Here is a 13,002-nt window from a genome sequence, read left to right as displayed (position 1 = left end):
TGCCTCAAAAACCGGTCAAAACTACTAAAATTTACTCCGAACAGGGTGAATAAGGCCCTATTTCCTTTAAACGCAATAGAGAAATTTCGATTTGGAAGCACTTTAGCAGCTGTTAAGTTAATGATATTGCAGTTAGCAGTTCTCAGAATGGCTGCAGGATAGAAAGAAAACTGTGAATTGGGGAAGCTGTACATTGGGGTTAATAAGTAATGAGATAAAAGGTAATACGCACTATCCCGCCAAGCGTCCCCTTGAGGGGAAGCTCCCGAGCGCAGCGAGGGTGAAGGGGTGTACTAACGGTCCCCGGCAATATGCTGGATAATCTTTACGAATTGAAACTAATCCCTATTCATGCCAGTTGAAGGCCGAAGGCAATCTACAAACTCGCGCCCGTAAGGGCGTCACCTTCCCGATAGTCCCGAGATCCCCGAAACTATTCCCAATCATCCCCGATTCAAAAGCCGCTCCTCCCAATGAAGCACAAAATAAAAACCGTATTCTCTCATTCATGAAAATACGGTTTTATTTCTATAAGAATGAAATCCTTACTTCACTTCCTGGATAATCGGAAGGATCATAGGTCTTCTCTTTGTCTTGTCGTAGAAATATTTGCCCAGGGTATCGCGGATCTGGGTTTTGATGGCATTCCATTCGGTGACATTTCCTGCTTCGCAGCGGTCAAGAACCGATTCGATGCGATCTCTCGCTTCCGTCAAAAGGGCTTCGGAATCCCTGACGTAAACGAAACCTCTGGAAACGATATCCGGGCCTGCCAGGACCTGATTGCTTCCTTTTTCCAAAGCGATGACTACGATGACTACCCCGTCCTGGGCCAATTGCTGACGGTCCCGGATGACGATATTTCCTACATCTCCTACACCCAGCCCATCGACAAAGACAGGTCCTGCCTGGACTTTGCCATTGATTTTGGCGCTTTTATTGGTGAATTCGAAAATATCCCCGTTTTCACCAATCAGGATATTCTGCTTATTCACGCCCAGGCTTTCTGCCAGTTCGGCATGCTGGCAGAGCATACGGTATTCGCCATGGACAGGAATGAAGAATTTCGGGCGAACCAGGGAAAGCATGGTTTTCAAATCTTCCTGGGAACCGTGGCCCGATACGTGAACTTTTGTGGTCGAACTGGTGACAAGATGAGCCCCCAGACGCATGAGATTATCAATGGTGCGGCCGACACTTGTTTCATTGCCCGGAATGGGGGAAGCGGAAATAATGACCGTGTCCCCTGCATGAATCTGTACCTGCCGGTGGCTTCCATCCGCCATGCGGGAAAGGCCTGCCATCGGTTCGCCCTGGCTTCCTGTGGTCAAGATGCAGAGACGGTCATCCCGAAAGCGGTTCATTTCTTCCGGTTCGATAAAAGTACCTTCCGGCGCGGTCAGATATCCCATTTCCAGGGCAATATTTACGACATTGACCATGGACCGGCCAAATACGCAGACTTTTCTCTTAAAAGCAACGGCTGCATCTACAGCCATCTGGATCCGGGAAACATTGGATGCAAAGGTGGCAAGAATAATGCGGCCTTTGGCATCGCTGTAAGCTTCCATGAGGGATTTTGCGACCACTGCTTCAGACTGGGTATACCCCGGAACCTGGGCATTCGTGGAATCGGCGCAGAGGACCAGGACCCCCCGATGGCCCAGTTCGGCCAGTTTGTACATATCCGTCAGTTCCCCGTCTACCGGAGAATGATCGAATTTGAAATCCCCGGAATGGACGATGGTGCCAATGGGCGTGCGCAGATAAATGCCGCAGGAATCGGGGATGGAATGACAGACGTGGAAGAAACCGAACTTGAATGAACCGGCTTTGAATTCATCCCCCGATTTCACCACGTGGAGATCATAATTGGAAATATGGGCTTCCTTCAGTTTGCCTTCGATGAGGCCGCAGGTCAGCTTTGTCGCATAAACCGGAGCGTTTACATCCCTTAAAAGATAAGAAAGAGAGCCGATGTGATCTTCGTGACCATGGGTGATCAGGATGGCTTTGATCTTATCCTTGTTTTCAATTAAATAACTAAAATCGGGGATGACGATATCGATCCCCAGCATATCTTCTTCGGGGAAAGCCATGCCTGCATCAATTACGATAATTTCGTCGCCGTAACGGAAAACAGTCATGTTTTTCCCGATTTCCCCCAGTCCTCCCAGGGGAATAATCTGTAATCTAGCTTTTGCCAAGATTAACCTCCTTTATTCAGTTGTAATTGTCCGAGTTTTTCTATTTATATAACTATATATGAAATATGAAAAGCCGTTCCATAGTCGCTCTTGTTATTATATCACATGAAGGAAGGGCATGTAGAAATAATTGGCTCTGCGACGGAATTCGATATCGTGATTCGTGGTCCGTGGTCCGTGATTCGTGAAGGTGGCGCCCTTCGGGCACAAATTTACATATAGGGCCTTCGGCTCTCAACCGGGGCGAGAATGGTTTATTTCTATTTCGAGATGAATATATTGCAAAGCCATTACCTATTACCCATCAGCCATTAACCATTATCTTCCAACTTGCTATAATAAAGGAAACCAGTCATTTTCATCCGAGGGGGCCTCCGCCATGATTCATATATTCCCATCTTTTTTTCCCCATTTTTCCTGCAAGGCGGACCGCTGCCTTCATACCTGCTGCCAGACCTGGGAAATCGATATCGATCCTGAAACGGAAAAGCGGTACCGCGAAACGGCCGGTCCCCTGGGGAAGGAGCTCTCGGAATGGATGAAGACTTCTGAGGACGGGTCCACCTGTTTCAGGCTGAATGAGAAGGGATTCTGCCATTTCCTCACGGAAAAGGGACTCTGCCGGCTGTATCTGGAAAAAGGGCCTTCCTATATGTGCGATATCTGCACCGCCCATCCGAGGTTTTACAAGTACACTTTCAATCCCATGACCGATGAAGAAGTGGAGCTTTCGGGCACCGGTCTCTGCTGCGAAAGGACGGTGGAGCAGATTTTTGACCTCAAAGGGCCCATCACTTTTTCCACACCGGAAGGAAAGCGGCTTTCCATGGAGGAAATCCTTCACATCCTGGGGTCCGATTCGGAACCGGGATATAACCATTTCATTCCGGAATTCGAAGAAGTGGACGCCCGGCTCCTCCTCAAAAGACTCTCCGAAACGGAGCCCATCGATGAAGAATGGACGGAAAACCTGATTTTCCTCAAAAATCATCTCCCCGTCCTTCTCCCCAAAGTAAAAAAACTGGCAGAAAAATATCCTTTCTATTTCGATAATCTCTATCAGTACATTCTCTTCCGGCAGCTGGACAGGCTGGAATCTTACGACCTTTCCATCCTCATCCGTTATGTGGATGAAAGTCTGTTTTTCACCCTCCTTGAAACGGCCAGGACCGGCGATCCCCTCCGCTCCCCGGCCCGCTGGTCCGAACAGATTGAATACGACACGGATAATGTGACCATCCTTCTGGACAGCATCGCGGAAGAATACGGGTATGGAGAAAACGAAATCGGTCCGGATTCGGAGTTCTATGATGAACGGTGAGGGAGCCGTTAGCCATTAGCCGTTAGTAGTTAGCAGATTATCCCCGGAAAACCTTGTCGTCATTTCGCCCATGAAACTGTACATCGGGGTTAATAGGTAATGGACCTGGAAACTATCCTGCCATTTCGACTGCGAAGCTGTACATTGGGGTTAATGGATAATAGAGTGACACTCATCTCAGCTCGCACGAACTCCCAAGCCCCCTTGAGGGGAAGCTCCCGCCGCAGGCAGGTGTTGCGGGTGTACTACAGGTACTTGGCGATTTGTTGAATAACTATTACAAATTGGAAATAAACCCTATCCATGCAAAATGCACGCCGAAGGCAAATATAAAACTCTGCGCCCGCAGGGCGCCACCTTCCCGACACCCCCGAAACGAACCCCGAGATTCCCTAGATTCCCGACATCCCCGATTCAAAAGTTTAAAGAAATGGAGTTTCCTCATGAATGACAGTTCTTTATCCCCCATCCCCCTCTCCGAATTCACCCCCACCCCGGGCCTGATTTCCCCAAGATTCGAAAAGCTTGACCTTCACCTCCCGAAGCGCTGTCTTCTCGCTTTCCTTGGCGAAAAGCGGATTGAAGCCTTCGCGAAATCGAAGGGCGGTGAAGTGATTGGGAAATTCCTCTCCCTCACGAAGCCTTTTCCCCTGTATCGGATTCCGGGAGAAAAAGAGGATATCCTTCTCGTTCAGGCCCCGGCCGGAGCGCCTTCTGCCGTTTTGATTGAGGACCGGCTTTTTGCCTATGGGGTGGGAAAAATCCTGGCCATCGGCTGCTGCGGAGCTCTCTCGGACATTCCGGAGAATTGTTTCTTCCCCATCGAAAAAGCCCTCCGGGACGAAGGGACTTCTTTTCATTACCTGCCGCCATCAAGATTTGTGGATCTTCCGAAGGGGCCGCTGGAAAAGCTGAAAGCATTTTACGAGGAAAAAGGATACCCCTTCCATCCCGCCACCACCTGGACCAGTGACGGCTTTTTCCGGGAAACGAGGGAAAAAATAGAAATGCGGAAAAAAGAAGGCTGCACCCTCGTGGATATGGAATGCAGCGCCCTGGCCGCCTGCGCCATTTTCCGTCAAAAAGATTTCGCCCAGATCATGTTCACCGCCGATACCCTGGCAAAAATGGCCCACGATCAAAGGAACTGGGGAGCGGAAAGCCGGAATGCGGCTTTGCTTCTGGGCATGGAGGCTGTGATGGCCATTTAATTTTCTGAAGCTTTCATGTGAAATCAGCCGTTAGCTGTCAGCCGTTAGCAGTTAGAAGGGGCGCCGGATAGAGGGGCCCCTTTTTCGAATTTCCGACTCCCGGCCGGATTGTATAAAGGCCGCCCCGGCGGGCCTCTTCCCTGACAATTAACCACTAACTGCTAAATGCTAAAAAAACTGTGTACTGACATTCGTCATTACACAGTTTTTTAGTTTCTTATGCTCCCAGGTCTTTCAGAAGATCGTTCACGTGGGAAGCGGCTTTGACTTTGCGGTATTCTCTGACCAGATTTCCTTTTTCATCGATGATGAAGGTGGACCTTTCGATGCCGATGGATTTCTTTCCGTACATCATCTTTTCTTTAAGTACGCCATAGAGATTGACCACCACTTCTTCCGAATCGGAAAGGAGGGGGAAGGTGAGTTCGTATTTATCCCGGAAATTGCAGTGCTTTTTCACGGAATCCCTGGACACGCCGAGAACCACATAGCCCAGCTTTCTGAAATCTTCCAGATGATCCCGGAACGCTTTGGCTTCCAGGGTGCAGCCGGAGGTATTGTCTTTCGGATAGAAATAAAGAATCACTTTCTGCCCTTCGAAGTCATGAAGGGAAATATCTTTGCCGGAGTCCGAGGGAAGGGTGAAATCCGGTGCCTTTTCGCCAATCACAAGTGCCATGAGAAGCCTCCTTATAGGGAAATATTATTTCGATTTCTATCGATATGATACCATATGTCCCGCCTTCAAGTAAAGCAGAAAAGGAAAATCACACCGGTCCCCATCGGAGACGAATCACTAACTTTTCTTCTAACGGCTAACGGCTGACAGCTGACGGCTCCCCTTTATTTCCTGTCCTTCCTCAGCCTTTCGGATACGATTTCCACCAGGGTTACCAGAAAGATCAGTCCCCAGAGCAGGGCGCCGGCAGCCTGCCATTCATAAAGCGTCATGGCCCGGATGAGGGGCGTCCCGATGCCTCCGGCTCCTACGAAACCAAGAATGGCCGCATCCCGGAGGTTGATATCAAAACGGTATAAAATGGCCGAACCGTACCGCGGCAGGAGCTGGGGAAGGACAGTCCAGCGGAGATTCGGGAGGAAACGGTTTCCCATGGCCCGGCCGGCCAGAAACGGTTTCAAATCCATAGTATCGATGGCGATTAGAAACCGCTTGGCCAGAAGGCCCACACTGCAGAGGGAAAGGGTCAGTACCCCTGCAAAAGGTCCCGGTCCCGTGACCCGGATCCACATTCAAGTCCACTTTTTTGTTCAGTATAGTATGGTTTGTAAAATTGTAAAGACAGCCCGCTTCCTTATGAAAACGGACCCGCCGGAAGAAGACTCCTTCCGTTCCCGCCCTGCTCTCCAGTCCGAAGGCGGGCCGGCTGCAAGGCAGGGAAAATAAAAAATTTGCCCTGAGGGCGCCACCTTCCCGAAATCCGAAATCCAAAATCCGAAGTCCGTCTTTTCCAATATAAAAGTGCCTTTCATACAAAAAGGCACTACCCGTCATTTTCTACTCTCCCACCACCGGATCCAGCAGTAATACCAGGAAGCCCCGGTCCCCAAAAAGATGTACATGAGAAGTTCCGCATATTCCTCGATGGTCTGGTCAAAGACGGTATGGAGAATCTTTTCCTTGTCCCCCAGGGTAGATAAAACCACGCAGACTATGACCGCAGCCATGAGGCCAAAGGGCATGGGGATTTCTTTCCGGATGGCCCGCCAGGGGGCATCCCGGAAAAGGCCGAAAGCCGTCAGAAGGATGGCGGCTCCCACCGTGGGATTGACTATAAATCCATAGGGGATTTCTTTCAAACTGTAGTAAGAAGGCCCCCAGGATGCCATTTCCTTGAAATAAAAGACACGACCCCAGCTGAGTTCCCGTCCCAGAAGGATGAGGAAAAGGAGGGCCACGCTGAGCCAGAGCCTGTGGCAATGATTTCCTTTTGTTTCCTTGTAGAAATAAAGAGCCATGCAGATATCAAAAAAGAGGATGAAATTCTGGGTCATTTCCAGAGGCCCGTTTTCCCAGGCAAAGGAGGGATCCGTAAATAAAAGAGGTATAAAGCACATCACCGTGCCTATCGCCAGAATCAATTCCCACTTGCGAAAACGGCGCCGTATCGTTTCAGGTTCAAAATCCATCAGAAACACCTGTCCTTAAAATAACACCCGGCCTGCTCGGGAAACAAAGTGAAATTTCCCGAAAAGAGAGCCGGCCGGCAGGGAAAATGTAAACTCCCTGTAAATTCGACAACTTATTTTAACACGCATCATAGGGATTTTCATGCGAAAAAGCCCACCCATACAAAACGAATATACCCCTCTTACTCAGGGCTATGGAATTTCAGGAAATCGAATCACCCGGGTCCGCGCCGCCCTCAAATCCACCCGCTCTACCCGGCCCCCGGATGAGAGGAAAGCACACTAAAAAATGCGCCCACAAGGGCGCACCTTCACTTATCACTAAACACTTATCACTGACCACTTTTTCCTTCAAGCCACCGGATCCAGCAATAATACCAGTAAGCCCCGATGCCGAGGAGAATGTACATGAGGAGTTCCGCATATTCTTCGATGGTCTGGTCAAAGACGGTATGAAGGATTTTTTCTTTGTCCCCCAGAGAGGACAGGACTGCCATGAAGATGACCAGAATCATTAAAATCCAGGGTTTGGGGATTTCCTTCCCTATGGCCCGCCAGGGGACATAGCGGAAAAGGCCGAAAAGGGTAAGAAGCATCAGGGCGCCCACCACCCAGTTCACCAGGAATCCATAGGGGATTTCCCTCAGACTGTAGAAGGCAGGACCGTAAGAGGCCATTTCCTTGAAGAAAAAGACCCGTCCCCAGCTGAGTTCCCGCCCGAAAAGGATCAGGAAAAGGCCGGCCGTAGTGAGCCAGAGACCCTGATACCGGCTTCCTTTGGCGCCTCTATAGAAATACAGGAAAAGGCAGGTCTCAAAGAAGAGGACCACATTCTGTGCCATCTCAAGAGGACCATTTTCCCAGGCAAAGGAAGGATCCGTAAATAAAAGAGGTATAAAGCAGAGTACCGCACATACTGCCAAAATAACAAGTCCTTTATGAAATTGTCTTTTGATTTCCTGCGCTTCCACGTCCATCCAGTCCACCAGCCTTAACGCATAATCCTGATTCTTAAAACTTTCAGGGAAAAATCAATCTCCGTTTTTCATGAACACGTAAAATTTCCGTTTAATATTAGTTAATTATAACATAATAAACCCAATTCCTCTAATGTTTTTTGACTGGCGGTCTGAAATATTTTCTTCTCTTCCCGGTATGAAATCATTCACCCTGATGCGCATTCCACGAAGTGGGTCTCCTTCACGGACCACGGACCACGATTACCTCATTTGCCTCTATCCATTCCGCAGAAAATTCCCACACAAAATGGCCCGCCTCATTTCTGAAGCGGGCCGCCTTCACGAAGAACGAATCACGAACAACGAAGAACGATTACCTCGTTTGTCTCTATCCATTCCGCGAATTATATTTCACCAAACTCATTTTTCCAGATTCAGTTCCGGATGGGGCAGTTCTTTTACTTCCTGCTTTGGTTCTTCCGCCGGAAGAGAAGCTTCTTCTGCCTTTTCTTTATTCAGGATTTCCATGAATTCTTCACCGGTAATGGTTTCTTTGTCATAGAGGTGCTTGGCCAGGTCATCCAGTTTCTTCCTGTTTTCGGTGAGAAGGGTGATGGCTTTTTTATGCTGCCTGCCGATGAGCTCGGAAACAGCCCGGTCGATTCTGGCCTGGGTTTCCGGGGAGCAGGCAAGGGTGGTATCTCCGCCGAGGTACTGGTTCTGTACATTTTCCATGGCTACCATACCGAATTCTTCACTCATGCCGAATCGGGTAATCATGGCCCGGGCAAGGCGGGTGGCTTTTTCGATATCATTGGAAGCTCCGGAAGAAGATGTCCCGAAGACCACTTCTTCAGCAGCCCGGCCGCCAGTCAGAGTGGCAATCTGGGCTTCCAGTTCTTCTTTGGTCTGGAGGTAATGATTTCCTTCTTCTACCTGCATGGTATAGCCGAGAGCGCCGCTGGTTCTTGGAATGATGGTGATTTTCTGGACCGGGGCGGTATGACTCTGAAGGGCTGCCACCAGGGCATGACCGATTTCATGGTAGGCGACCACACATTTTTCTTTATCCGTAAGGATGGCATGTTTCTTTTCATAGCCGGCAATAACGACTTCGATGGAAGCTTCCATATCTTCCTGGGTCGCATAGGGCCGCCGGTCCCGGACAGCCCGGAGGGCTGCTTCATTAATGATATTGGCCAGTTCTGCGCCCGATGCGCCGGAGGCCATACGGGCCACTTTATTGTAATCGATGGCCGGAGCGGTTTTGATTTTCCGGGCATGGACTTTCAGGATTTCTTCACGGCCCTGGAGGTCCGGAAGGGCTACGGGCACCTGACGGTCAAAACGTCCCGGTCTGGTCAGCGCCGGATCCAGGGATTCCGGACGGTTCGTAGCGGCGAGAATGATGACGCCTGTATTTTCTTCAAATCCGTCCATTTCGGTCAGAAGCTGGTTCAGGGTCTGTTCTCTTTCATCATTGCCGCCAATCGCGGCTCCGCCTCTCTTTTTGCCGATGGCATCGATTTCATCGATGAATACGATGCAGGGCGCTTTTTCTTTGGCCTGTTTGAAAAGGTCTCTGACTTTAGCAGCACCCATGCCGACGAACATTTCCACAAATTCAGAACCGGAAATGGAGAAGAAAGGTACCCCCGATTCGCCGGCTACGGCTTTGGCCAGCATGGTTTTACCGGTACCTGGCGGTCCTACGAGGAGAATGCCCTTCGGCATTTTCGCACCGATATCTTTGTACTTGCTGGGGTCATGGAGGTAGGAAACCACTTCTTTCAGGGAATCTTTCGCTTCATCTTCCCCGGCAACATCTGCAAATTTAATGCCGTCCGTGGGTTTCACATAAATCTTTGCGTTCGATTTCCCCATGCCGAACTGCATGGCTCCCTGACCGCCCATACGGTTCATAATCCGTTTATTCATGTAATGGCCGATACCGAAGAAAATAAGAATCGGCAGAATCCAGGTGAGGGCAAAATTCAGCAGTGGATTCATGGGGGTCACGATTTTTCCGGTGAAATCCGCATTGGCTTTGTGCAGTCGGTCCACAAGCTGAGGATCATTGATGGGTGCCGTTTTGTAGGCCTGTTTTTCTCCCTTTTTCGTAAAAATGATCTGGTCCTGTTCGATCTGGACTTTGTCAATCTGCTGTTCTTCGGTGAGGGTCATGAAATTGGAGTAATCCATTTCCTTCACTGTATTTTCCTCGCCCCGGAAAATCGGCCAGAGCCAGGAGTTGATGGAAATAATGATCAGAAATATGACGAGGTAGTACGTCAGGATTGGTTTCTTTGATGGCTTGAATTCTTTCACTTCACATCGCCTCTTTCAGTATTTTCTACACCTTTCAGGAAAAATATTTCCCAGTAATCGGCAAGGCTTGCGGACGCGATACGCCCTGTCCGCTCCCCTTCGAAAAGGGCCAGCATGGAGCCGCCGAAAAGTTCACTCATCACCGATGCCGGCAGATCGATGCGGAAAACTCCCTCTTTCTGTCCCCAGAGGAAGAAATCCGTCACATTCTGCACATAACTGTCCGAACACTGTTCATCACAGCCCGTGGCACTGCTGTAACAGATGCGGAGCAGGTATTCTTTATTTTCACAGCTTTCCAGAATGAATTCATGAAGCACGGCCCGCGGGGTTTTGTCCCGCTGCCGGACGATCATCATGAGGTTTTCCACCATGTCCTTTGTCCTCTCATTCAGGATTTCAACCAGATTTTCCCTGGAAGAATAGACCCGGTAAAAAGTGGCTTTGCTGATGCCTGCCGATTCGGCCAGATCCTTTGCCGTGGAGCGGGGATTCCTGCAGACCGCCAGGGCCAGTTTTTTCAATTCCGCTTCCCTTTCCGCGGTAATCATGAGACACCTCTTTCTATTTCAAAACTCCATTCTATTCATTTGAGACTTTTTTGTCTCTTATGAGATGTATGATAGCATGGAAATAAGGAGCTGTCAATGGGATTTTTTTAATTTAGAGTCATTTTCGATATTCGTTCTTCGTTGTTCGTTGTTCGTTCTTCGTGATTCTTGATTCTTGATTCGGCAATTTTAACCATTAGCGATTAGCCATTAGCTATTTACCTATCGGCCATCAGCTATCCACTGCCGGCTGTGAAAATGCAATAAAAAAAGCGGCGCATTCGATTTTGCACCGCATAAATTTGACAAAACTAACTGCTAACGGCTGACTGCTGCCTGCTCATTTCTTTAAATCTTCATCGGTGGGAGCAGGGGGCGTGGGGATTTCTCCGGGGATGCCGCCGATCATGTAGGAGTCCAGCATATTTCCTATATCCATACGGGTATAGCCGATAGCGATGTCATCGGAAAGTTTCCATTCCCCGTCCATCATGCACCAGATGGTGAGGGCTCCCAGGAAATGGCCCATCACCAGGCGGGCCAGCATTTCCACGGGGGCATCCTTTTTCAACTCTCCCGGCTTTTCGCCCATATGAACCGTCATGACTTTCAAAATGGCCCGGCGAAGATTTTCCAGGGCCGTCTGGGTCTCCGTAGGAGTCCCTTCGGATTCCATGCTTTCCCGGAGCCACTGACGGATCATGCGTACACCGCTCCAGTCCGCATCTTTGAAAAGGCCGGCAATGAAGTAGCAGCACCTTTCATACACATTGCTGTCAAGGTTGACTGCGTCTTCCGTCACCTGTTTGCCGGTCTGGAAGGAAAGCTCTGCTACCACATCTTCCTTGCATTTGAAATAATGGTAAAAAGTGCCTTTGGCTACGCCCGAATCCTTCGTGATATCTTCCACGGACACCTGATCAAAGCCATTTTCGCTGATGAGCTTTCTTGCCGATGCCAGGAGCTTTGCCTTCGTCCGTTCTGCCTTTTTCGTGAGTGCCATGAATTTACTGCCTCCTTTTTTCAACCCATGGTCAATTTTCTTATAGTATAGAACAAAAAGAAATATTTTTCAATAAAAAGTCAATAATCAGTCACAAAGAGATGAAATTTTTAATTTCCACCGCATCGGCAGTCCCGGAAGATTTCCTGCCGGCCATTCTCTGATTTATAGAAACCGTTCACTTTTCCCCCCATGAATTCAGGCCTTTGGGACATAAAAAACGGACCCGGCGCAAGCCGCAGTCCGCTTTATACTCATTCACCGATAATCGGTTTCTTTTCCGCTATCCCCACTTTTCTGGGATAAGTCTTCGGGCAGGGAGCCGTCTTTTTCAGGTAGAGGATGCATCTTTTATCTCCGCCGGGGAGTTCGAATTCCTTCTTTTCCGAAAGCTCTGCATGGAGCTCGCGGAGGATTTTTCCGGCCTGTTTCATTTCCTCCATGGCCCCGGGCCCTTTCATGGCTGCAAAAACGCCGCCCACTTTCACAAAAGGCAGAGCCCATTCGGAAATAATGGGCATGGCTTTGACAGCCCGTGCAGTGACCACATCAAAAGCTTCCCGGGTTTTCCTGCGCCGTCCCCCTTCTTCGGCCCGCATATGGACACATTTCACATTTTTAATGCCCAGCTTTTTGCAGGCATCTTCCACGAAGGTCAGTTTCTTCTGGATGGAATCCACCAGGACGAAAAGCATATCCGGCCGAAGGATGGCCAGGGGCACGCCGGGAAATCCGGCTCCCGTGCCCAGATCCAGGACTTTTCCCTTTTCCGGGAAATATTTCGCATCATACACGGTGAGGGAATCGTAGACATTTTTGATGAGACTTTCGTCCACATCTTTAATCCCTGTAAGATTGACTTTTTTGCTCATGGCAATCACCATGGCATTATACTCCGTGAGCTTTGCCGCCTTTTCCTCATCGGCAGGAAAACCCAGAGCTTCCATCATTTCCAAAGCTGTCATTGTTTTCTCCTCCTGCAATGACGAATTCCCCCATTTTCCCTGCGGGGCTGAAATGAAATTGATTCGGTTTCAGTTGCTAGCCGTTAGCATTCCATTTCTGCGGAAAACCTTTCTTCCCAATTACAGTGTTCTCCCACAATGTGACTCTTCCGCTAACCGCTAACCGCTAACTGCTAACTGCTAATAACTAACTGCAATATCATTAACTTAAGAAAATCATGAAATAGTTCAAGTACGCGTCGAAAGATGCGTGCTTTTTTTGTGCAAAAAATTTAAAAAAATCCGACAAAATCTGAAAAAAGTACTTGA

The 13,002-nt window shown here is 49.1% G+C and carries 11 protein-coding genes; 2 read left to right on the top strand and 9 right to left on the bottom strand.

Translation table 11 applies throughout. The features are described 5' to 3' along the window. Positions 1-545: 545 nt before the first annotated feature. Complete coding sequence (locus VZT47_RS07220; RefSeq protein ID WP_330224298.1) at positions 546-2,210, bottom strand: ribonuclease J; 1,665 nt, start codon at positions 2,208-2,210, stop codon at positions 546-548. 376 nt (positions 2,211-2,586) lie between these two features. On the opposite strand from VZT47_RS07220, the gene fliB reads away from it, so the two are divergent. Beyond that, positions 2,587-3,528 (top strand): flagellin lysine-N-methylase, encoded by a 942-nt coding sequence (fliB, locus tag VZT47_RS07215; protein ID WP_330224297.1) that lies wholly within the window; start codon positions 2,587-2,589, stop codon positions 3,526-3,528. Positions 3,529-3,971: 443 nt separating this feature from the next. Continuing rightward, positions 3,972-4,739 carry a nucleoside phosphorylase gene (locus tag VZT47_RS07210; protein ID WP_330224296.1) on the top strand — a complete coding sequence of 256 codons (768 nt, stop codon included), beginning with the start codon at positions 3,972-3,974 and terminating at the stop codon, positions 4,737-4,739. 217 nt (positions 4,740-4,956) lie between these two features. Here VZT47_RS07210 and bcp read toward each other — a convergent pair whose 3' ends face one another. The 8 genes from bcp to rsmG form a co-directional block, all read right to left on the bottom strand. Next, the gene (bcp, locus tag VZT47_RS07205) at positions 4,957-5,418 is read right to left on the bottom strand and encodes a thioredoxin-dependent thiol peroxidase (RefSeq protein WP_330224295.1); all 462 of its coding nucleotides are present in this window, start codon (positions 5,416-5,418) and stop codon (positions 4,957-4,959) included. 164 nt (positions 5,419-5,582) lie between these two features. Beyond that, positions 5,583-5,990, bottom strand: coding sequence for a PhnE/PtxC family ABC transporter permease (locus VZT47_RS07200; RefSeq protein ID WP_330224294.1), 408 nt, complete (start codon positions 5,988-5,990; stop codon positions 5,583-5,585). 258 nt (positions 5,991-6,248) lie between these two features. Beyond that, positions 6,249-6,887: a hypothetical protein gene (locus tag VZT47_RS07195; RefSeq protein WP_330224293.1), complete on the bottom strand. Its 639-nt coding sequence runs from the start codon at positions 6,885-6,887 to the stop codon at positions 6,249-6,251. Positions 6,888-7,219: 332 nt separating this feature from the next. After that, on the bottom strand, positions 7,220-7,864 hold the full coding sequence (locus VZT47_RS07190; RefSeq protein ID WP_330224292.1) for a hypothetical protein: 645 nt from the start codon (positions 7,862-7,864) through the stop codon (positions 7,220-7,222). A gap of 402 nt (positions 7,865-8,266) precedes the next feature. Then, positions 8,267-10,174 carry an ATP-dependent zinc metalloprotease FtsH gene (gene ftsH / locus VZT47_RS07185; RefSeq protein ID WP_330224291.1) on the bottom strand — a complete coding sequence of 636 codons (1,908 nt, stop codon included), beginning with the start codon at positions 10,172-10,174 and terminating at the stop codon, positions 8,267-8,269. Continuing rightward, positions 10,171-10,725, bottom strand: coding sequence for a TetR/AcrR family transcriptional regulator (locus VZT47_RS07180; protein ID WP_330224290.1), 555 nt, complete (start codon positions 10,723-10,725; stop codon positions 10,171-10,173). The genes ftsH and VZT47_RS07180 overlap by 4 nt, the downstream gene beginning before the upstream one ends. A 340-nt stretch (positions 10,726-11,065) precedes the next feature. Further along, entirely contained in the window at positions 11,066-11,728 is a 663-nt protein-coding gene (locus tag VZT47_RS07175) for a TetR/AcrR family transcriptional regulator (protein ID WP_330224289.1), read from the bottom strand. Between the two features lie 254 nt (positions 11,729-11,982). After that, positions 11,983-12,693: a 16S rRNA (guanine(527)-N(7))-methyltransferase RsmG gene (gene rsmG, locus VZT47_RS07170; RefSeq protein WP_330224288.1), complete on the bottom strand. Its 711-nt coding sequence runs from the start codon at positions 12,691-12,693 to the stop codon at positions 11,983-11,985. Between the last annotated feature and the right edge of the window lie 309 nt (positions 12,694-13,002).

This window comes from Dialister sp. (assembly GCF_036343215.1).
Taxonomy (GTDB): domain Bacteria; phylum Bacillota; class Negativicutes; order Veillonellales; family Dialisteraceae; genus Dialister.
This window is presented reverse-complemented; position numbering and strand designations above follow the sequence as displayed.

Bases quoted from the DNA above. Each gene is read 5' to 3' on its own strand.
- bcp (WP_330224295.1), bottom strand. From the start codon at position 5,418: ATGGCACTTGTGATTGGCGAAAAGGCACCGGATTTCACCCTTCCCTCG.
- VZT47_RS07195 (WP_330224293.1), bottom strand. From the start codon at position 6,887: ATGGATTTTGAACCTGAAACGATACGGCGCCGTTTTCGCAAGTGGGAA.
- VZT47_RS07200 (WP_330224294.1), bottom strand. From the start codon at position 5,990: ATGTGGATCCGGGTCACGGGACCGGGACCTTTTGCAGGGGTACTGACC.
- VZT47_RS07210 (WP_330224296.1), top strand. From the start codon at position 3,972: ATGAATGACAGTTCTTTATCCCCCATCCCCCTCTCCGAATTCACCCCC.
- VZT47_RS07175 (WP_330224289.1), bottom strand. From the start codon at position 11,728: ATGGCACTCACGAAAAAGGCAGAACGGACGAAGGCAAAGCTCCTGGCA.
- fliB (WP_330224297.1), top strand. From the start codon at position 2,587: ATGATTCATATATTCCCATCTTTTTTTCCCCATTTTTCCTGCAAGGCG.
- rsmG (WP_330224288.1), bottom strand. From the start codon at position 12,693: ATGACAGCTTTGGAAATGATGGAAGCTCTGGGTTTTCCTGCCGATGAG.
- VZT47_RS07190 (WP_330224292.1), bottom strand. From the start codon at position 7,864: ATGGACGTGGAAGCGCAGGAAATCAAAAGACAATTTCATAAAGGACTT.
- VZT47_RS07180 (WP_330224290.1), bottom strand. From the start codon at position 10,725: ATGATTACCGCGGAAAGGGAAGCGGAATTGAAAAAACTGGCCCTGGCG.